Genomic DNA, 20,586 nt, shown 5'->3' on the forward strand with positions numbered 1-20,586 from the left:
GCCCGTGGCAGGTTACTCGGCCGCCTCGGCGAACGAGGCGGGTATGTAGTTGAGGATCGGGCCGAGCCAGCGCTCGACTTCGGCGATGGTCATGTCCTTGCGCCGGGCATAGTCCTCGACCTGGTCGCGCTCGACCTTGGCGACACCGAAATAATAGCTCTCGGGATGTGCGAGGTAGATGCCCGATACCGACGAGCCCGGCCACATCGCCATGCTCTCGGTCAGGCTGACGCTGGCATTGTTCTCGGCGTCGAGCAGGCGGAACAAGGTCACCTTTTCTGTGTGGTCGGGCTGCGCCGGATAGCCCGGTGCCGGGCGGATGCCGCGATACGGCTCGCCGATCAGTTCGTCGGCCGCCAGATTTTCATCCGGCGCATAGCCCCAGAACTCCTTGCGCACCTTTTCATGCATGCGCTCGGCAAAGGCCTCGGCGAAGCGGTCGGCCAGCGCCTTGACCATGATCGAGGAATAGTCGTCGTTGGCGCGTTCGAAGCGCTCGGCGATCGCCACTTCCTCGATGCCAGCGGTCACGACGAAGCCGCCGAGATAGTCCGGCTTGCCGCTGTCTGCAGGCGCGATGAAGTCGGACAGCGCTACATTGGCCTTGCCGTCGCGCTTGGTCAGCTGCTGGCGCAACGTAAAGAAGGTGCCAAGCTCCTGCTTGCGCGCCTCGTCGGTGAACAGTTTGACATCGTCGCCGACTGAATTGGCCGGCCAGAAGCCGATGACGGCCTTGGGCGCGAACCACTTCTCGTCGATGATCTTCTTCAGCATCGCTTGCGCGTCCTCGAACAGCTGGCGCGCCGCGGGGCCCTGGTTCTCGTCGTCGAGAATCTTGGGGTAACGGCCCTTGAGCTCCCAGGTCTGGAAGAACGGCGTCCAGTCGATGTAGCGGGCAAGCTCGGCCAGATCCCAGTTCTCGAACACCTTGGTGCCGAGGAAGGACGGTTTCGGCGGCGTGTAGGACGCCCACTCGACCTTGTGTGCATTGGCGCGCGCCTTGGCCAGCGGCAGGCGCTGCTTGTCGGCCTCCGAGCGGGCATGGGCGTCGGCGACCTTCTTGTATTCGGCCTGCACCGTTTCGACGTAGCCTGGCTTGGTCTCGGCCGACAACAGGTTGGACACCACACCGACCGCGCGGCTGGCGTCGGTGACGTAGACGGTCTGGCCACTGGAATAGCGCGGGTGGATCTTCACCGCCGTGTGGACGCGGCTGGTGGTGGCGCCACCGATGAGCAGCGGAATGTCGAAACCCTCGCGCTCCATTTCGGCGGCGACATGCGCCATCTCGTCGAGCGAGGGCGTGATCAGGCCGGACAGGCCGATGATGTCGACCTTTTCGTCCCTGGCGACCTGAAGGATCTTGGTTGCCGGCACCATGACGCCGAGGTCGATGATCTCGTAGTTGTTGCAGGCGAGCACGACGCCGACGATGTTCTTGCCGATGTCATGGACGTCGCCCTTGACCGTCGCCATCAAAATCTTGCCGGCGGTCTGGCGCTCGCCATTGTCGATGCCCTTGGCAGCGTTGGCAGCCTTCTCCGCCTCCATGTGCGGAAGGAGGCCGGCGACTGCCTGCTTCATGACGCGGGCCGACTTGACGACCTGCGGCAGGAACATCTTGCCGGCGCCGAACAGGTCGCCAACGACGTTCATGCCGGCCATCAGCGGGCCTTCGATGACATGCAGCGGACGCTCCGCCCGCAGCCGTGCCTCGTCGGTGTCGGCGTCGATGAACTCGGTGATGCCGTTGACCAGCGCGTGGCTGATGCGCTGTTCGACCGGCCAATCGCGCCAGGCGAGGTCGCGCTCCTTGGCTTCCTTGCCGGCCGTGCCTTTGTAGCGTTCAGCCAGCTCCAGCAGGCGTTCGGTCGCGGTGCCGCCGGCCTTGGGGGCGCGGTTGAGCACGACGTCCTCGCAGGCTTCGCGCAGCTCCGGGTCGATCGATTCATAGACGGCGAGCTGGCCGGCATTGACGATGCCCATGTCCATGCCGACCTGGATGCAGTGATAGAGGAACACGGCGTGCATGGCCTCGCGCACCGGTTCGTTGCCGCGGAACGAGAACGACAGGTTCGACACGCCGCCCGAGATGTGGACGTGCGGCAGGGTCTCGGTGATTTCGCGCGTCGCCTCGATGAAGTCGACGCCGTAATTGTCGTGCTCCTCGATGCCTGTGGCGACAGCGAAGATGTTGGGATCGAAGATAATGTCTTCGGGCGCGAAGCCGGCCTGCTCGGTCAGAAGCTTGTAGGCGCGGGTGCAGATCTCGACCTTGCGCGCCTTGGTGTCGGCCTGGCCCCGCTCGTCGAAGGCCATGACAACGACGGCGGCACCATAGGCACGGCAGAGCCTGGCGTGATGCAGGAAAGCCTCTTCGCCTTCCTTCATCGAGATCGAATTGACGATCGGCTTGCCCTGGACGCATTTCAGGCCGGCCTCGATCACCTCCCATTTGGAGCTGTCGATCATCACAGGCACGCGCGCGATGTCGGGCTCGGCGGCGATCAGGTTGAGATACTCGACCATCGCCTTTTTCGAGTCGATCAGGCCCTCATCCATGTTGATGTCGATGATCTGCGCACCGTTGACGACCTGGTCACGGGCGACATCGAGGGCGGCGGCATAATCGCCTGCGGTCACCAGCTTGCGGAACTTGGCCGAGCCGGTGACGTTGGTGCGCTCGCCGACATTGACGAAGGGGATCTCGTCGGTGAGTGTGAACGGCTCGAGACCCGACAGGCGCATCTGCGGCTTGAGCTCCGGCACCTGGCGCGGCGGGTACTTGGCGACAGCTTCGGCGATGGCGCGGATGTGCTCCGGTGTCGAGCCGCAGCAACCGCCGACGATGTTGATGAAGCCTTCGCGCGCGAATTCCTCGACCTGGGCGGCCATGAATTCGGGGCTCTCGTCATACTGGCCAAAGGCGTTGGGCAGGCCGGCATTGGGATAGGCGCAGATGAAAGTCTCGGCGACATCGGACAATTCGGCGAGATGCGGGCGCATGGCGGCAGCACCTAGCGCGCAGTTGAGGCCGACCGTGAACGGGTCGGCATGGCGGATCGAATTCCAGAAGGCCGATGGCGTCTGGCCCGACAAAGTGCGGCCGGACAGGTCGGTGATGGTGCCCGAAATCATCACCGGCAGGCGCACGCCCTTTTCAATGAAGATCTCGTCGCAGGCAAAGATCGCCGCCTTGGCGTTGAGCGTATCGAAGATGGTCTCGATCAGGATGATGTCGGCGCCGCCATCGATCAGGCCGCGCAGCTGCTCGCCATAAGCGATGCGCAGGTCGTCGAAGGTGACGGCGCGGTAGCCGGGATTGTTGACGTCGGGCGAGATCGAGGCGGTGCGGTTGGTCGGCCCGAGCGCGCCGGCGACGAAGCGGCGCTTGCCGTCTTCCTGCTGCGCGCGGATCACGGCGCGGCGCACCAGCCGTGCGCCGTCGCGGTTGAGCTCGTAGACCATGTCCTCCATGCCGTAGTCGGCCTGGGCGATGGAGGTCGACGAAAAGGTGTTGGTCTCGATGATGTCGGCGCCGGCGATGGCGTATTTATAGTGGATCTCCTCGATCGCCTTGGGCTGCGACAGGATCAAAAGGTCGTTGTTGCCTTGCTGATGGCAGGCGCAACCGGTGAACTTGTCGCCGCGGAAATGGTCCTCGTTGAAGCCGAGGCCCTGAATCTGGGTGCCCATTGCGCCGTCGAGGATGAGAATGCGCTCGCGCGCCGCTGCTTTCAGCGCCGCAAGGACCTCGGAGCCATCAGGCTTGGCGGCAACCGACCCAAACAGGGCGTCGAGTGAGGTGGCGTTTTGCGACACTTTTCATCCTTTCGGCGACAAAGCCGTCAGGTCACATAAAGACATCTTTATGTCAATATGTCGAGTGCGTCGTCGTCGTATTTGCGACCACGCGCAATACGACCGGCCTGCCGCTAGTCCGGGTGCTTCAGCAAATAGGTGTCCATGATCCAGCCATTTTGCTCGCGCGCCTGCTTGCGGATGCGCTCGATGTCGCCGACGACTTCGCGCAATTTACCCGACACCAGGATTTCATCAGGCGTGCCGACATAAGCACCCCACCAGATGTCGAGATCGCCATCGAGACCGGCAAAGGCGCCTTCGCCGTCGAGCATGACGACGACGCTGTCGGCATTGTTGGGAAAACCCTCGGCGACCTTGCGGCCCGTGGTGATGGTGATCGATTCGCCGATCCTGTTGAGCGCGACCTTGTGCCGGGCGGCGAGCGCCTGGATGCTTGATATGCCAGGAATGACATCATATTCGAGCTCGAAGCCGCCTTTCGCCTGGAGTCGATCGAGGATGCGCAAGGTGCTGTCGTAGAGTGTCGGATCGCCCCAGACGAGGAACGCACCGCACTCGTCTTCCTCGAGTTCCTCCATCAACAGCTGTTGGTAGACGCCCTCAACCGCGTCGTGCCAGTCAGCAACGGCGCCGCCATAATCCTCGACCGCTGGCCTGCGGCGGGGAACGTCGAATTCGACGGTGCGGTAGCTCTGGTCGCGGATGAAGCGCTCGCATATCTCGCGCCTGACGCGCGCCAGCCCGTCCTTCTCGATGCCCTTGTTAGGGATGAAGAAGACATTGACCCGGTTGAGCGCATCGACGGCCTGGATGGTGACGTAGTCTGGATTGCCGGCACCGATACCGATGACAAGGATCTTCCGCTTCATGACGACATCGCCCTGCTAGCGGCAGCGCCACCGCCAAGCTCGGCGGCAAGGTCGAGGAACAATTGCCTGAGGTGGCGTGGCCCCGGGTGGCCACCGGCATACTCGGCGAGCCGGTTGGCCTGCCGCGCGGCCGCCGCGCGCAGATTGCCGTCTTCAGGCTGGGCGATCAGCCACGCCAGGAACACCTGTTCGGGCTCGGGCATGACCGGTGCGACGGTGGTGCTGTTCCAGTTCAGTCCCATGCCAGCGCCCCGCCGTTCTGGTATTCGATGACGCGGGTTTCGAAGAAGTTCTTCTCCTTCTTGAGATCCATCGCCTCCGACATCCACGGGAACGGATTCTCGACCTCGGCGAAGACCGGCTGCAGGCCAAGCTGGGCGCAGCGCCGGTTGGCGATGAAGTGCATGTAGGTTTCGCAAAGCGCTGCATTGAGGCCAAGGAAACCGCGCGGCATCGTATCGCGGCCGTAGGAGGCCTCGAGTTCGGCCGCCGTGCGGATCATGCCGCGGACCTCGTCCTGGAACGCCGGCGTCCACAGATGCGGGTTCTCGTGTTTGATCTGGTTGATGACGTCGATGCCGAAGTTGAGGTGGATCGACTCGTCGCGCAGGATGTACTGGTACTGCTCGGCGATGCCGACCATCTTGTTGCGTCGGCCCAGCGACAGGATCTGGGCAAAGCCGGTGTAGAACCACATGCCCTCGAAGATGACGTAGAAGGCAACGAGATCGCGCAGGAAGGCCTGGTCCGCTTCCGGCGTTCCAGTCCTGAAATCCGGATCGTCGAGGTGCTGGGTGTGCTTGAGCGCCCATGCCGCCTTGTCGGTGATCGACGGCACTTCGCGGTACATGTTGAACAGTTCGACCTCGTCGAGGCTGAGGCTCTCGACGATGTACTGGAAGGTGTGGGTGTGCACTGCCTCCTCGAAAGCCTGGCGCAGCAGATATTGCCGGCATTCCGGGTTGGTCAGATGGCGGTAGATCGCCAGCACGATGTTGTTTGCGACAAGGCTCTCGGAAGCTGCGAAGAAGCCGAGATTGCGCTTGATCATGCGTCGTTCGTCGTCGGTCAACCCATCCTTCGACTTCCACAAGGCGATGTCGGCCTGCATCGACACCTCGGTCGGCATCCAGTGATTGTTGCAGCCGGCGAGATATTTCTCCCACGCCCAGCGGTATTTGAGCGGCAGAAGCTGGTTCACGTCGGCACGCGCATTGATCATGCGCTTGTCGTCGACGCGCACGCGGCCGCCGCCGCGTTCAATGGTGCCGAGCCCGGTGGCGTCGGCTGGCGGGAGGTCGCCGGCGAAGGCGGGGTGGATGGTTGCGGCGGCAGCCTTTGGATCGGACCAGTCGAGCATTTTTCTATCCTTGTTTCTGATCGCCGCTTACTGGCAGGCTTCGCATTCGGGATCGTCGATGGCGCAGGCCTTGCCCCAGGCGGCATCGGCGTTGACGATGATCGGCGCCGACGCAGACATGGTGACGGCGGACACTGCGTTGAGCTTGCCGTCGGTGCCCTTCAGAGTCGATTTCTCGACATGCGAGGCCGAGCGCGAGCGCAAATAGTAGGTCGTCTTCAGGCCCTTGTTCCAGGCCAGGCGGTAGAGCGTGTCGAGCTTCTTGCCGCTCGGATTGGCGATGTAGAGATTGAGCGACTGGGCCTGGTCGATCCATTTCTGCCGGCGCGACGCCGCCTCGATGAGCCAGGCGCTGTCGATCTCGAAGGCGGTGGCGAAGAGCGCCTTGAGATCGTTGGGGATGCGGTCGATCTGGCCGATCGAGCCGTCGAAATATTTGAGGTCGGAGACCATGACCTCGTCCCACAGGCCGCGCGCCTTCAGCTCATGCACCAAGGCTGCGTTGACCACGGTGAAGTCGCCCGACATGTTCGATTTGACGAACAGGTTCTGGTAGGCCGGCTCGATCGACTGCGCCACGCCGCAGATGTTGGAGATGGTCGCCGTCGGCGCGATCGCCATGGTGTTTGAGTTGCGCATGCCGGTCTTCCTGACGCGCTTGCGCAAGGCATCCCAGTCGAGCCTCGCGCCCCGATCCATGTCGACCCCGGGACGGGCCTTGGCCAGAAGGTCGATGGAGTCGATCGGCAGGACGCCCTTCGACCACAAGGAACCTTCGAAGCTCGGATAGCGGCCGCGCTCGGCGGCGAGGTCGCAGGACGCCGAAATCGCGTTGTAGGAGATCGCCTCCATGCTGGCGTCGGCAAAGGCCACCGCCTGGTCGGAGGCATAGGGGATCTTCAGCGCCTGCAACGCATCCTGGAAGCCCATCAGGCCGAGGCCGACCGGACGATGCTGCAGGTTCGAGCGCCTGGCTTCGGGAATGGTGTAGAAATTGATGTCGATGACATTGTCGAGCATGCGCATCGCCGTCTTCACCGTGCGGGCAAGGCGGTCGAGGTCGAGACCTTCGGCAACGATGTGATTGGCGAGGTTGACCGAGCCGAGATTGCACACCGCGACCTCGTCCTTCGAGGTGTTGAGGGTGATCTCGGTGCACAGGTTCGACGAATGGACGACGCCGATGTGGCTCTGCGGCGAGCGGATGTTGCAGGGATCCTTGAAGGTGATCCAGGGATGCCCGGTTTCAAACAGCATGGTCAGCATCTTGCGCCACAGGTCGAGCGCCCGGACCGTACGGGACACCTTGATGCCGCCGGCCGATGCCTTCGCCTCATAGGCTTCATAGGCCGCCTTGAACGCAGTGCCATAGAGATCGTGCAGCTCGGGCGCTTCGTCGGGCGAAAACAGCGTCCACTCGCCGTCAGCCTCGACGCGCTCCATGAACAGGTCGGGCACCCAGTTGGCGGTGTTCATGTCGTGGGTGCGACGGCGGTCGTCGCCGGTGTTCTTCCTGAGGTCGAGGAACTCCTCGATGTCGACATGCCAGGTTTCGAGATAGGCGCAGACCGCGCCCTTGCGCTTGCCGCCCTGGTTGACGGCGATCGCGGTGTCGTTGGCCACCTTGAGGAACGGCACCACGCCCTGGCTCTCGCCGTTGGTGCCCTTGATGTGGGCGCCAAGGCCGCGCACCGGGGTCCAGTCATTGCCGAGCCCGCCGGAATATTTGGCCAGCAACGCGTTGTCCTTCACCGCCTTGAAGATGCCGTCGAGGTCGTCGGCGACAGTGGTCAGGAAGCAGGAGGAGAGCTGCGGGCGCTGCGTGCCGGAATTGAACAAAGTCGGCGTCGAGGCCATGAAATCGAAGGACGACAACAGGTCATAGAACTCGATGGCGCGGGCCTCGCGGTCGATCTCACGCGCAGCAAGTCCCATCGCCACGCGCATGAAGAAGGCCTGCGGCAGCTCGAAACGCTTGCCTTTGGTGTGCAGGAAATAGCGGTCATACAGCGTCTGCAGGCCAAGATACTGGACCTGCAAATCGCGTTCGGGCTTCAGGGCCGCACTGAGACGGGTGAGGTCGAAACGGCCAAGCTCGGGATCGATCAGCTCGGCCTTGATCCCGGTGGCGATGAAGTCGGGGAAATAGGAGGCATAGCGCTCGGTCATTTCGGCCTGGGTGGCCTGCTCCGGCCTGCCGGAGACGAAGCTCAACGCCTCGCGCCGCAGGCGGTCCAGCAGCAGGCGGGCGCTGACGAAGGCGTAATTCGGCTCGGTCTCGACAAGCGTTCGTGCGGCGAGGATCGGCGCCAGCGAAAGCTCGTCGACCGTGATGCCGTCATAGAGATTGCGCCTGGTCTCGGCCAGGATGGCTGCCGCCGAGACGGCCTCGAGCCCGTCGCATGCCTCGTCGACGATACGGGCAAGCCGTGCCTCGTCGAGCGGCAGCAGGCTGTCGTCATCACCCTTGACCAGGAGCGTCGGCACCGTGACCTCGACGGCGGCCGCCTTGGCGGCGGCGCGTTCGCGCGCCCGTTCTTCGCGATACAGCACATAGGCGCGGGCGACCTTGTGGTGTTCGGAGCGCATCAGCGCCAGTTCGACCTGGTCCTGGATTTCCTCGATATGGAAGGTGCGGCCCGTGTCGGCCCGTCGCGTCAGCGCCGAGACCACCTGCGCCGCCATGTCCTCGACCACCTCGTGGACGCGGCGCGAACCGGCAGCCACCGAGCCTTCGGTGGCGAGGAACGCCTTGGTCAGCGCCACCGTGATCTTGGTCGCATCGAACGGCGTCACCGAGCCGTTGCGCCGGATGACGCGGTAGCCTGCGACGTGGCCAGCGTCTGAATCCTGGAAGGCGGAGGGAACCCGGTCGGTTCCGGTTGATAGAAGTGTAGAGGTCGCCGGCATCATCTTCCCCGATGGTTTGGGGGCGAAGGCCTTCAGCGGACGCGTGCTGTCTTTCGGCCGGCGCATGCCGGCAGAACGCAAGCGCACCACCGGGACACCCCGCCCGTGGACGTTCAAAAAACTATCGCGGCAGGTCTCCTGGCTCACAGGTCATTGCCGCTGTCTGGCCTTCCCAGCGCCCATGGCGCCAGTGGCAATACGCGACAGCAACTCACTGCTTACAGTTGCGGGGGCAGCGCCGGCATTGCGAAATCGCTCACCGGCTTCCCTCTTAGCTCCCAAGCTGGAATCAACTCGGAAGAACCACGATATCTACATGTAGTATGACTGGCGGGTACCGTGTCAACGGGTAGAAAAATCATTTCCACCCGATCGCCCCATCAACGTCGGCGGCCGGTCAGTTTCTGACGTAGTCGCGCCACAGCGTCTGGTAGGTCTCGCATGTCGCTTCGAGCGCCTCATGGCTGCCGACGCCGACGATCTTGCCCTCATCGAGGACGACGATCATGTCGGCCGATCGGGCGGAGAACAGGTGATGCGTGACGATGATCACCAACCGGTCCCGGCCGAATGCCAGCAACCTGCGTTCCAGCGACATCGCCGACTCGGCGTCGAGTGCCGAGGTCGGCTCGTCGAAGACGGCGATGTGCGGATCACGCAATACGGCACGCGAAATCGCCAGGCGCTGCCGCTGACCGCCGGACAGGTTCTGCCCCGCCTGCACCAGCTCGGTGTCGATGCCCTTGGGCAGGCCCGCGGTGAATTTGTCAGCCGACGAGAATGCCAGCGCGTGTTCGATTTCATCGTCGCGCATCGGGCGGGCCAGCGAAGCCTGCAGATTTTCGCGGATCGTACCCGAAAACAGCGACGTCTCCTGGTCGACGACACCGATGCGGCCGCGCAGCCAGCGCGGATTGAAGGCGCGGACGTCGACGCCGCCGATCGCGACCTTGCCGCCATAGTCACGCTCGAGCCCCAGCAGCACGCGCAGCAGGCTGGACTTGCCCGAGCCGTTGCGGCCGACGATCGCGACAACCCCGGTCGTGGGCAGCACCAGACTGACGCCGTCAAGCGCAGCAGTGTTCGCCTCGGGATAGCGGAAGGTCAGGTTATCGACGATGATCGGACCGAAATCGGCAGCACGCAGCGCTGGGGCAACGATGGCGCGTTCGGGCTGTCGCTTGAGGAAAGCCGCAAGGGCCGAGACCGTGGCGCTCACCGAATGAAACTGGATCAGGATGCCGGCGCTGGTCAGCATCGGCATGGTTGCCCGGGTGACGAGCAACTGCAGTGCAAGCAGGCCGCCGATCGTCAGATCACCGCGCAGGATGCGCCAGCAGCCTACCACAACGACGAGCAGCGTCAGGATCTCGCTCAGCAGACCAAGCGTGAACGAATAAGAATGCGAAAGGTCGAGGATGTGCCAGCGCGCCCTGACGGCTTCGGCTGACTTCGCGGACCAGCGGCCGATGAAGAAGCGCTCCACCGCATTCGACTTGATGCCGCGGATGTTGCCCACCGTTTCCGCGGTCGCCCCTTGCAGCAAGCCGTTGAGACGGAATGAGCTGCGGCTCGCCTCGCCCAGCTGCGCATTGGTCTTGCGGGCAAAGACGGCGAAGACCAGGGCAACGACAAAAGCCAGCAGGCAGATGAGATAGTCGTAGTACAGCGCCACGGCAAACGAGACGGCAGCACCCAAAATGGTGAGAAAGAAATTCGGCGCAGCGCTCAGCATGAAGCTCGCGACACGCTGCGATTCATTGAGCAGGTTGATTGTGCTTCCGCCAGCTGACGCCGAACTCTCATAGGGGATGCGCATAAGGCGGAAGTAGATGCGCCTGGACAATCGGGCGGTGAACCTTGCGTCGACGTCGTTGATCAGCGAGTTGTGCCAGCGCGAGGTCATGTGCCTAACAACCGCCGCCACGATGGCGATGGCGGCGAACTGGGTCGCTTCCCAACCGTCCTCGCCGACCATGACGCTGTCGATGATCTTCTGCGACAGGACCGGAACTGTCACCGAAAGGACGATTCCGGCCAGCGAAAGTGCCATGGCGAGAAGAAATTTTTGGCGGTAGATGCCAAGAACCCGCATCAGTATCCGCCAGTCGCCGAGCGGTATGTTACGCAAGGCGTTCAGTTTCTCTCGAAATTTCATTGCCAACCCGACGCTGCTCGAACAACAGGGACGGGTTCGCTAGGTCATTCGTGCTTTTCTGTCAAATAATATGACAATCATAGTCATATTTTCGCGAAACGCTTCAGCGAAAATCGCCTGCCACGTCGAGGCGATGCGCTCGGGAAGTCTTCCCAGATCCGCTCAGGTCCTCGCAGGCCGTGCGAAGCCGGTGCCGGCATGTGCCCAATACGGGTGAGGCCGGGTGTCGCGCCGGGCCTGCCCCGACTTGCGCCGGCCACGGAACACATTATACAGCCTGAATAATCTTGAGTCAGTGACTCATATTAACTTACGCCAGCCCTTCGTTCGCGGACAGCCAGCTTTTCCAGACTTTTCGAGGGGGCTGTCATGTCTAACGTTCACACCGGTCGCGGATCGCGGTCACATATCCTGCTGGCCGGCGTTTCGCTGCTGTTGCTGCAATCGGCCGGCATTGCCGGTGCCCAGACCGCAGCCACTCCTGCACCGGCCAAGAAGGCCGAGCAAGTCAAGCCGTTGCTGAGCAATGAAGAGCGAATCGTGCTCGACAGGCTCGTCGTCACCTCGGCGCGCACCACCGGCAAGGCGCTCGACCTTCCGATGTCGGTCTCGGTCATCGACCGCGAGACCCTGCAGCGCCATGTCGTCCGCGACATCCAGGACATGGTTCGCTATGAGCCGGGCGTCACCGTGTCGCGCACGACGTCGCTGACCAACCCGTTCGGCCAGTTGACCGGCTTCAACATCCGCGCCATGGGCGGCAACCGCGTCCAGATGACCGTCGATGGCGGCCGCATCCAGGAGCAGATCATCGACGGCAGCCGCGACTTCGTCGACCCGTTCAATATGCGCAGCGCCGAGATCGTGCGCGGTCCCAACTCGGTGCTCCAGGGTGCCGATGCGCTCGGTGGCGCGGTGGCCTTCCGCACGCTCGACCCCGACGACCTGCTCGACGGCTCCAAGCCCTGGGCGGTCGAGATGAAGACGGCCTATGACAGCTACGACGATTCATTCCGCAAGCAGGTGAGTGCGGCCGCTGAATCCGGCGACTTCAAGTTCCTCGGCAGCTTCGGTCATCTCGGAGCGTCGGAAGGCGATTTCAGCAACAGCCGCGCCGATGGCGGCCAGTGGGGCTGTCCACGCCAGGCGATCTGGCCCTGCAACAAGGCGTTTCCCGCCGACACCGACGCCTTCAACGGCCTGATGAAGCTGCAGTGGAACCCGACCCAGGATCACGAGGTCAAGCTGACCGGCGAGTGGTTCAACCGCAACACGACGCTCCAGCAGATGTATGACTCGTCTGCGGGATCGACGTACGTCAACACCAGCTGGCAGCGCGAACTGGAGATGGAGCGTTACAGGTTGGCCCTGTCGCACGACTGGAAGGTCGACGCGCCGTGGCTCGACGAGATCAAGTGGCAGATCTCCTATTCGCCGCAGAAGCGCGACACCTACAGCAATCAGCTGCGCACCTACCCAACCCGCCGCCAGCAGAACATCCAGGTCCGCAACTATGGCGAGGATTTCCTCGAGGCGGACGTGCAGGCCAATTCGTCCTTTGAACTGGGAGGTCTTTCGCACAAGCTGACCTATGGCTTCGACGGTGACCTGACCAACAGCAGCTATTCCGGCTACAACATCACCAACAACCTGACGACCGGCACCTCGACCACCGCAAACAACCAGGGTTTCAATTTCCCCGAAGTCGACACCGTCCGCGCCGACCTCTACCTGCAGGACGAGATCAAGCTGCTCGACGACCGGCTGACCATCACGCCCGGCGCTCGCCTGGCGCACTATTCGATCGATCCGACCGGCGACAAGGACTACGTTCCTCTGCCCGGCTTCCAGCCCAAGAAGATCGACGAGACCAAGCTGATCAAGCGGATCAGCGCGATGTATGAGCTGAACAACACCTATTCGCTCTATGCCGGCTATGGCGAAGGCTTCAAGATGCCGACGTCGCAGCAGCTGTTCGTGTCGTCGCTGTCGATCGGTTCCACCGGGCTGGTCGAGGTGATCCCCAATCCGAATTTGAAGCCAGAATTCGTCCGCAGCTACGAGGTGGGCGTGCGCGGGGAGCTCGACAAGGGCTACTTCAGCCTCACCGGCTTTTATGCCGACTACAAGGATTTCATCCGCTCGCTGCAGCCCGTGCCTGGCCCAACCGAGCGATACACCTCGGACAATGTCGAGGACGTGAAGGTCTGGGGCATCGAGTTCGGCGGCGAATACGAGGTCTACGACAACCTCTTCCTCAATGCCTCGATCTCCTACCAAAAGGGCACGCAGCGGATTTCAGCGGGTGCAGCGGAAACGGCCTTCGACGGTGCGGTACCGCTGACCGCGGTGCTGGGCGGGCGCTACCTCATCCCCGACTGGAACCTCGAAACCGAACTCGTCGCGACCTTCGCCCATGGCGTCACCGAACGCGCCGACCCCAACGCCTTCAAGCCCGGCGGCTATGCGGTGCTCGACGCCTATGCCCGCTGGAAGCCGACCGAAAATGTCGATGTCGACTTCGGCATCCAGAACATCTTCGACCGCCGTTATTTCCCCAACACCATCGCTGGCAACATCACCAACGTGATCTCGGCGCCGGTGGCCAACGCCAACAATCCGGAAATGCAGGTGGCTCCAGGCCGCACCTTCAAGCTCGGCGCGACAGTGCGCTTCTGAGCCAAATCGTCAGCGATCCGACGCAGGGCACGTTGCCCTGCGTCTTTGCATGAAAGGCCATCGCGGTGATCAACGTCCTCAGGCAGTTCGTTCGCCTACTCAAGCTCTGCATTTCCGGCAAGGGCGGCAAGACAAGCCTTGTCCATCTCGCCGCTGTCATCGCGCTGCAACTTGGCGGCATCTACTTCACCATCCGGCTGGTGACCTGGACCTCGGCTTTCTACGGCGCGCTGGAGAAGGTCGATGCCAAGGCCGCAATCTGGCAGATCTGGATTTTTGCCGGCATCGTTGCGGCCAACTCGGCGCGCTCACTGATGGCCGAGTACCTGCAGAAGATGCTGCATATCAGGTGGCGCAAGTCGCTGACCGAGGCAGCGCTCGGCTCCTGGTTCGCCGACCGCGCCTACTGGCGGCTGACCCAGGGCGACTGCCCGCGCGACATCGACAATCCCGATCAGCGCATCGCCGACGATTGCGGCCTGTTCGTCAAGGGCATCCTCGACGAAGGCATCGAGCTGATCACCAAGATCGTCGGCATCTTCTCCTACCTGGTGCTGTTATGGGGGTTGTCGACCTTCGCGCTGAGCTTCTCGCTGTTCGGCTTCGACGTCTCGATCCCGCGCTACATGGTCTGGGCTGCGTTCATCTATGTCGCACTGTCGAGCGGGCTGACGCACCTGCTCGGCCGGCCATTGAAGTCGCTGTTCTACACGCAGCAGAAGCGCGAGGGCGACTTCCGCTTCGCCATGGCGCGCATCCGCCAGTCGGCCGACGAGATCGCGCTGATGGGCGGCGAGAATGTCGAGCGCTCCGGGCTCGACCGCCGCTTCGACGGCATCGCGCAGAACTGGCGCAAGCTCGCCGGTCGCGAGTTCCTGCTCGGCTGCTTCACCTTCCCCTATTCGCACACCGTGCTGCGCATTCCGCTGTTTGTCGCCCTGCCCGGCTTCCTCGCCGGCAGCATCGCGCTAGGCGGCCTGATGCAGATCGCCATGGCGTTTTCCAACGTCGTCACCACGCTGTCGTGGTTCATCTTCTCCTACAAGCCGCTGTCGAACCTCGTTGCCGCCTCGTCCCGCCTCGACGGTTTCCTTGCCGCGACCGAGGCCGTGCGCGCGCGCCCATCAGGCATCGTCCAGGAAGCCTCGGCAGGCGAACTGCATGTGCGCGATCTCAAGTTGCGGACACCCGAGGGCCGTGAGCTGCTGTCGATACCGCGCCTCGACATTCGCCCCGGCGAGACAGTGTGGCTGCGCGGCCAGTCGGGCCTCGGCAAGACCACGCTGCTGAAGGCGATGGCAGGCGGCTGGGACCACGGCGACGGCCGCATCGAGATGCCCGCGGCCAGCAAGCTGTTCCTGTCGCAGAAGGCCTACTTCCCGCAAGCAGACATCTTCGGCGCGGTCGCCTATCCCGCTTCCGCCGAGGCTTTCGCCCAGCAGGACCTGCGCCGCGCCATCGAGGCCGTCGGCTTCGGCGACAGCGACATGCTGCGGCTCGAAGATGCCGCGGAAGGCCATCCGCTCGTGTTGTCCGGGCTATCCGGTGGCGAGCTCCAGCGCCTGGCGCTGGCCCGCGCACTGGTGCTCAAGCCCGGCTGGCTGTTCCTCGACGAGGCCACAAGCGCGCTCGACGAGGCCGCCGAGGCGGAGCTGCTTGCGATGCTCAGGAAGCATCTGCCGGCAACGACGTTCGTCATCGTCTCGCACCGCAACCCCAGGACGCTGGGGACCATGCGTGTCGTCAATCTCGAGCCGAAAGCCGAAGCGGCGAACGAAAATCCAGTACTACAATTCGCATAGGAAATGCCCATGAACGCCCGCACGCCCCACAAACGCGAACGCCTCGACGTCGCCCCCGCCGCCTTGCTTGCGCTGCTGCCAGCCATCGGACGGGTGATGATCAACTCGGAACGCCTGGGCGCCACCCATGAGCGTATCGGCACTGTCGAGCAGGTTCGCATCGAGGACGGCTGGCTGGTCTGCGAAGGCAAAGAGCACAACTCCCGCATCGAGCTGGCGGCGATCGCCACAGTGATCGTCGACCGCACCTCGGTGATGCGTGAAAAGTCCTATCCGTGTATCGAGCTGCGCGGTGCCGACGGCGAAAGCATCGCCAACGTCACCGGCTTCGAGGGCCTCGATCCGTTCGACGCCGTGCTTGGCGAGTTCCCGCAAGGCGTCGAGCTTGCGGTCGAGGAGCGGAGCGGCAACGGGCTGGGCGAGCGCAAGGAGCTCGACGCCGACGATGCCGGGCTCGAGCCATTCGCCGCGGCCGAGCGCAGCGGTGGCCGTGTCAGGATCGAGTTCAGCCGGCCGTCCTTCTGGCAGGCCTGGGAAGGCGACATGCCCGCGGTCAAGCCTGTCATGGGCTATGTCAACGTCATGCAGCCGGACTTCCATCTTCATCTCAAGGGCGGTTCGGTCGGCGGCTGGCGCCGCGAGGACGGCACCGACCAGCTGCGTTTCGTCGCGCTGGCCGCTGATGGCGCCGAGACGGGTCTCACCGTCACCGGCGCGCCGGCGAGCTTTGGGTGACACCGTGACCAACACATGGAACCACCCTGTCGCCAGTTGGCTCGACCCCGACAGCGGAGCGTTGCTCGATCATCCTGATCTGATGCGCGAGGTCGCGCAAAGCAACGTGCTGTTGCTCGGCGAAACGCACGACCGCTACGACATCCACCGCTGGCAGCTGCATGTCTGCGCAGCGATGCGGACATTGCGCAACAACATCGCCATCGGTTTCGAGATGTTTCCGCGCAGGTTGCAGCCGGTGCTCGACCAATGGGTCGCCGGCGATCTCGAACGGGACGAATTCCTGAAGGCAGCCGAATGGGGCAAGGTCTGGGGGTTCCCGGCCGAGCTCTACCTGCCGATCTTCCATTTCTGTCGCGAGTTTGGCGTGCCTATGCTAGCGCTCAACTGCTACCGCGAACTGGTAACGCGGGTCGGCAAGGAAGGCTGGGATGCCATTCCGCTCGACGAGCGCGACGGCCTCACCCCTTCGGCAAATGCCACGCCGGCCTACCGGCAATATCTGTTCGACATCACCGGCGGTGGCTCGCCTACGCGCAAGGCGACCTCGCCCCAGGCGCCGGAGTTCGACCGTTTCGTCAGGGCGCAGCAGACCTGGGATCGCGCGTTTGCCTGCAACATCGCCAAGGCCCGGACGACGGCAAATCCGCGGCTGGTGATCGGCATCATCGGCCGCGGCCATCTCGAATTCGGCCACGGCACACCGTTCCAGCTCGCGGATCTCGGCATCGACAAGGTGACGACGCTGCTACCCAGCGACACGTCGCAAGTCGACCGCGAAAAGGTCAGGGGAATTGGCCGGGCGCTGTTTCGGCTGCAGCCGCAAGCGGGCGCCAGACCAGGCGCCTGACGCCGCAGAGCTTGGGAAAGCTGATCCAGAAAAGAAAAAAGCGGGCATAGGCCCGCTTCCCTCTGGCTCCTGAGACTTGCACGCCGCCGGTACATTCGTGGTCGGCCAGCTGTCAATCAGGGCAAATGCAGCACTCCGCGGCAAAACCCAACATCGTATCTCGATAAGCGTTTCGCTCCCGGCGGATTGCCGATGGACGTCATATGGGGAGGGGCGTCGGATAAGACAAGGGCTTGCCGAGCCTTTGCAAGGCCGGCATAGCGAACGTCGACCGACCAGCCAACCCTGCCTCGCTCCAGGCAGGGTTGGCAGTCGGATGGCGCGGCAGGTGCCGCTTGCTATTTTGCGGCGCGCGCCACGCGCTTCTTCTTGGGTTCTACAGGTTTAAGGGCCTCGGCGGCGCGGTCAGCCTCGTCCTTGGCCAGGCGCAATTCCCGCAACTTTGCGGTCTTGATGGCCCGGGCTTTTGCTTCCGACTGATATTCGGCCATGGCGCTGTTGCGCTCCGCTGTCTTCTTCTGTGCCTCGATCGAACGAGACTGAGCTTTTTCCAGAAAATTTTCCATGACCACACCCAATATCTGAAATCCTCTTCATGCGAGGAAAATAAAAATTTCACTGCGCCTTAAATAAGGTTTCTCCGCCTGGAATTCAAATTTCCTGCCTATTTGTCACTGAGTCAAACTTTTAGACCGCCGCTGACGCCTGTTATTTTTGAATACTCTGGCACATACCGAATAATTTTTAGCACTCCTGTCATTCGAGTGCCAAAGGGCGTACATAGGTGATGCGGTCCCCTATGCGCCGGCTGCAGAAAGAACATTCATGAAATTCCGACCACTTCACGACCGCGTCGTCATTCGGCGCGCCGAAGGCGATATCAAATCCAAGGGCGGCATCATCATTCCCGACAATGCCAAGGAAAAGCCGCAGCAGGGCGAAGTCGTCGCGGTCGGCCCCGGCTCGCGCGACGAAGGCGGCAAGCTGATCGCGCTCGACGTCAAGGCCGGCGACACCGTGCTGTTTGGCAAATGGTCGGGCACCGAGGTCAAGATCGACGGCGCCGATCTCCTGATCATGAAGGAAGCCGACATCATGGGCATCGTCGACACGAGCGAAGCCGCCAAGAAAGCCGCCTGATCGGCCTCTACGGCCTCAAGAACGAACTGGACGAAAAATCATGTCTGCCAAGGAAATCAAATTTTCCACCGATGCCCGCGACCGCATGTTGCGCGGCGTCGAGCTGCTCAACAACGCCGTCAAGGTGACGCTCGGCCCGAAAGGCCGCAACGTCATCATCGACCGCGCCTATGGCGCACCGCGCATCACCAAGGACGGCGTCACCGTCGCCAAGGAGATCGAGCTTTCCGACAAGTTCGAGAACATGGGCGCGCAGATGGTGCGCGAAGTGGCCTCGAAGACCAACGACCTCGCCGGTGACGGCACAACGACAGCAACCGTGCTCGCCGCGTCCATCCTGCGCGAGGGCGCCAAGCTGGTGGCCGCCGGCATGAACCCGATGGACCTTAAGCGCGGCATCGACCTTGCCGTGGCTGCCGTGGTCAAGGACATCCAGGCCCGGTCCAAGAAGGTCAAGTCTTCGGACGAGATCGCCCAGGTCGGCACCATCGCCGCCAATGGCGATGCCACCGTCGGCGCCATGATCGCCAAGGCGATGGACAAGGTCGGCAATGAAGGCGTCATCACCGTCGAGGAAGCCAAGACCGCCGAAACCGAACTCGACGTCGTCGAAGGCATGCAGTTCGACCGTGGCTATCTCAGCCCCTACTTCGTAACCAATGCCGACAAGATGCGCGCCGAGCTGGAAGACCCCTACATCCTCATCCATGAGAAGAAGCTCGGCAATCTGCAAGCCATGCTGCCGATCCTCGAAGCCGTGGTGCAGAGCGGCAAGCCGCTGCTCATCATTTCGGAGGACGTCGAAGGCGAGGCCTTGGCCACGCTGGTTGTCAACAAGCTGCGTGGCGGCCTGAAGGTCGCCGCCGTCAAGGCGCCCGGCTTCGGCGATCGCCGCAAGGCGATGCTGGAGGACATTGCGGTCCTGACCGCCGGCCAGATGATCTCGGAGGATCTCGGCATCAAGCTCGAGAACGTCACGATCGACATGCTCGGCCGGGCAAAGCGCGTGCTCATCGACAAGGACACGACAACGATCATCGACGGCTCCGGCGGCAAGGCCGGCGTTGCTGCCCGGATCGCACAGCTGAAGATGCAGATCGAGGAAACCACCTCGGACTACGACAAGGAAAAGCTGCAGGAACGCCTGGCCAAGCTCGCCGGCGGCGTTGCCGTCATCCGCGTCGGCGGCGCGACTGAAACCGAGGTCAAGGAAAAGAAGGACCGCATCGACGACGCGCTCAACGCCACCCGTGCAGCCGTGCAAGAAGGTATCGTTGCCGGCGGCGGCGTGGCCCTGCTGCGCGCCAAGGCGGTGCTTGCAACGCTCACCGGTGCGAATGCCGACGTCACCGCCGGCATTTCGATCGTGCTCAAGGCGCTCGAAGCGCCGATCCGGCAGATCGCCGAAAACGCCGGTGTCGAAGGCTCTGTCGTCGTCGGAAAGCTGATGGACGCCAAGGATGCCAATCTGGGCTTCAATGCGCAGACGGAAGCCTATGTCGACATGATCAAGGCCGGCATTGTCGATCCCGCCAAGGTCGTTCGCACGGCGCTGCAGGATGCCGGCTCGATTGCAGCCCTGCTGATCACTGCCGAAGCCATGATCGCCGACATTCCGGCGAAGGAAGCGTCCAACGGCGGCAACCCAGCCGGCATGGGTTACTAGCGACGTCTGAACCATCCGGCCGCCCATGCGGCTGGATGGTGACTTCCCACCATCAACAAGGAACGTTTCCATGGCTATGCAGAGCAACCAGAAGCAGTCCCTCGCCGCACGTTGGGAGAACTACCAGCCGTCCAAATCAACGCTTGTCTGGACATGCGTCGGCACAGCGGTCGTCACGATGATCATCGGCTTCAGCTGGGGCGGCTGGGTTACAGGCGGCACCTCGCAGACACTCGCGCAGACGGCCGGCGACGTAGCGCGCGGCCAGCTCGCCTCGACCATCTGCGTCGAGCGGTTCAATGCAGCTCCCGATGCAGCGGCAAAGCTGGTCGAACTGAAGGCCAAGTCCGTCGGCTACGACAGGCAGAAGTTCGTCGAGACCGGCGGCTGGGCCACCATGCCGGGAGAGACCGCTCCTGACCGGCGTGCCTCCATTGGCTGTGCCACCGCACTCGCTGCCTAGGTCTGCACCCCCTTGCGTGGCCCCCCGGGGCGCCCCCGCCGGCGCCGCGCGCCCCGGAGATGGAGGGGGGGTTTGAACAAATGGGCGGGCCCCCCCGGCGCCGGGGGGGGGGGGGGGGGGGGGGGGGGG

Annotated in this window: 14 protein-coding genes and 1 riboswitch; of the genes, 7 read left to right on the forward strand and 7 right to left on the reverse strand. The window is 63.2% G+C overall.

What is annotated here, in order from left to right; all coding sequences use genetic code 11:
* Positions 1–12 precede the first annotated feature (12 nt).
* The 6 genes from metH to IHE39_RS16465 form a co-directional block, all read right to left on the reverse strand.
* On the reverse strand, positions 13–3,822 hold the full coding sequence (gene metH / locus IHE39_RS16440; RefSeq protein ID WP_192567179.1) for a methionine synthase: 3,810 nt from the start codon (positions 3,820–3,822) through the stop codon (positions 13–15).
* Positions 3,823–3,935: 113 nt separating this feature from the next.
* Positions 3,936–4,694, reverse strand: coding sequence for a precorrin-6A synthase (deacetylating) (cobF, locus tag IHE39_RS16445; RefSeq protein ID WP_192567180.1), 759 nt, complete (start codon positions 4,692–4,694; stop codon positions 3,936–3,938).
* Entirely contained in the window at positions 4,691–4,936 is a 246-nt protein-coding gene (locus IHE39_RS16450) for a hypothetical protein (RefSeq protein ID WP_192567181.1), read from the reverse strand. Before IHE39_RS16450 ends, cobF begins: the two co-directional genes overlap by 4 nt.
* A complete protein-coding gene (locus IHE39_RS16455; RefSeq protein ID WP_192567182.1) occupies positions 4,927–6,054 on the reverse strand; it encodes a ribonucleotide-diphosphate reductase subunit beta in 1,128 nt (375 codons plus the stop codon). The genes IHE39_RS16450 and IHE39_RS16455 overlap by 10 nt, the downstream gene beginning before the upstream one ends.
* A gap of 27 nt (positions 6,055–6,081) precedes the next feature.
* Positions 6,082–8,964, reverse strand: coding sequence for a ribonucleoside-diphosphate reductase subunit alpha (locus IHE39_RS16460; RefSeq protein ID WP_192567209.1), 2,883 nt, complete (start codon positions 8,962–8,964; stop codon positions 6,082–6,084).
* Between the two features lie 111 nt (positions 8,965–9,075).
* A riboswitch (cobalamin riboswitch) is annotated at positions 9,076–9,287 on the reverse strand.
* A 74-nt stretch (positions 9,288–9,361) separates the two neighbouring features.
* Positions 9,362–11,095 carry a peptidase domain-containing ABC transporter gene (locus IHE39_RS16465; RefSeq protein ID WP_192567183.1) on the reverse strand — a complete coding sequence of 578 codons (1,734 nt, stop codon included), beginning with the start codon at positions 11,093–11,095 and terminating at the stop codon, positions 9,362–9,364.
* Positions 11,096–11,491: 396 nt separating this feature from the next.
* On the opposite strand from IHE39_RS16465, the gene IHE39_RS16470 reads away from it, so the two are divergent.
* The 4 genes from IHE39_RS16470 to IHE39_RS16485 all read left to right on the forward strand — a co-directional run bounded on the left by IHE39_RS16470 (position 11,492) and on the right by IHE39_RS16485 (position 17,188).
* On the forward strand, positions 11,492–13,801 hold the full coding sequence (locus IHE39_RS16470; protein WP_192567184.1) for a TonB-dependent hemoglobin/transferrin/lactoferrin family receptor: 2,310 nt from the start codon (positions 11,492–11,494) through the stop codon (positions 13,799–13,801).
* 65 nt (positions 13,802–13,866) lie between these two features.
* Complete coding sequence (locus IHE39_RS31085) at positions 13,867–15,603, forward strand: SbmA/BacA-like family transporter (protein ID WP_192567185.1); 1,737 nt, start codon at positions 13,867–13,869, stop codon at positions 15,601–15,603.
* 9 nt (positions 15,604–15,612) lie between these two features.
* Positions 15,613–16,338 carry a hypothetical protein gene (locus tag IHE39_RS16480; protein ID WP_192567186.1) on the forward strand — a complete coding sequence of 242 codons (726 nt, stop codon included), beginning with the start codon at positions 15,613–15,615 and terminating at the stop codon, positions 16,336–16,338.
* A gap of 4 nt (positions 16,339–16,342) precedes the next feature.
* Entirely contained in the window at positions 16,343–17,188 is an 846-nt protein-coding gene (locus IHE39_RS16485; protein WP_343070094.1) for a ChaN family lipoprotein, read from the forward strand.
* Between the two features lie 338 nt (positions 17,189–17,526).
* Here IHE39_RS16485 and IHE39_RS16490 read toward each other — a convergent pair whose 3' ends face one another.
* Positions 17,527–17,754, reverse strand: coding sequence for a hypothetical protein (locus tag IHE39_RS16490; protein ID WP_192567188.1), 228 nt, complete (start codon positions 17,752–17,754; stop codon positions 17,527–17,529).
* A gap of 259 nt (positions 17,755–18,013) precedes the next feature.
* On the opposite strand from IHE39_RS16490, the gene IHE39_RS16495 reads away from it, so the two are divergent.
* The 3 genes from IHE39_RS16495 to IHE39_RS16505 all read left to right on the forward strand — a co-directional run bounded on the left by IHE39_RS16495 (position 18,014) and on the right by IHE39_RS16505 (position 20,457).
* The gene (locus IHE39_RS16495; protein WP_184769993.1) at positions 18,014–18,328 is read left to right on the forward strand and encodes a co-chaperone GroES; all 315 of its coding nucleotides are present in this window, start codon (positions 18,014–18,016) and stop codon (positions 18,326–18,328) included.
* A 40-nt stretch (positions 18,329–18,368) separates the two neighbouring features.
* Positions 18,369–19,994 (forward strand): chaperonin GroEL, encoded by a 1,626-nt coding sequence (gene groL, locus IHE39_RS16500; RefSeq protein ID WP_192567189.1) that lies wholly within the window; start codon positions 18,369–18,371, stop codon positions 19,992–19,994.
* A gap of 70 nt (positions 19,995–20,064) precedes the next feature.
* Positions 20,065–20,457, forward strand: coding sequence for a hypothetical protein (locus IHE39_RS16505; protein WP_184769991.1), 393 nt, complete (start codon positions 20,065–20,067; stop codon positions 20,455–20,457).
* The last annotated feature ends 129 nt before the right edge of the window (positions 20,458–20,586 follow it).

The sequence above is a fragment of the Aminobacter carboxidus genome, assembly GCF_014863355.1.
GTDB classification, from domain to species: Bacteria; Pseudomonadota; Alphaproteobacteria; order Rhizobiales; family Rhizobiaceae; genus Aminobacter; species Aminobacter carboxidus.

What these genes read in the sequence shown, in the direction of transcription:
- IHE39_RS16490 (WP_192567188.1), bottom strand. Translation starts at nt 17,754, where the DNA reads ATGGAAAATTTTCTGGAAAAAGCTCAGTCTCGTTCGATCGAGGCACAG.
- IHE39_RS16470 (WP_192567184.1), top strand. Translation starts at nt 11,492, where the DNA reads ATGTCTAACGTTCACACCGGTCGCGGATCGCGGTCACATATCCTGCTG.
- cobF (WP_192567180.1), bottom strand. Translation starts at nt 4,694, where the DNA reads ATGAAGCGGAAGATCCTTGTCATCGGTATCGGTGCCGGCAATCCAGAC.
- IHE39_RS16460 (WP_192567209.1), bottom strand. Translation starts at nt 8,964, where the DNA reads ATGCCGGCGACCTCTACACTTCTATCAACCGGAACCGACCGGGTTCCC.
- IHE39_RS16455 (WP_192567182.1), bottom strand. Translation starts at nt 6,054, where the DNA reads ATGCTCGACTGGTCCGATCCAAAGGCTGCCGCCGCAACCATCCACCCC.
- IHE39_RS16505 (WP_184769991.1), top strand. Translation starts at nt 20,065, where the DNA reads ATGGCTATGCAGAGCAACCAGAAGCAGTCCCTCGCCGCACGTTGGGAG.
- groL (WP_192567189.1), top strand. Translation starts at nt 18,369, where the DNA reads ATGTCTGCCAAGGAAATCAAATTTTCCACCGATGCCCGCGACCGCATG.
- IHE39_RS16480 (WP_192567186.1), top strand. Translation starts at nt 15,613, where the DNA reads ATGAACGCCCGCACGCCCCACAAACGCGAACGCCTCGACGTCGCCCCC.
- IHE39_RS16450 (WP_192567181.1), bottom strand. Translation starts at nt 4,936, where the DNA reads ATGGGACTGAACTGGAACAGCACCACCGTCGCACCGGTCATGCCCGAG.
- IHE39_RS16495 (WP_184769993.1), top strand. Translation starts at nt 18,014, where the DNA reads ATGAAATTCCGACCACTTCACGACCGCGTCGTCATTCGGCGCGCCGAA.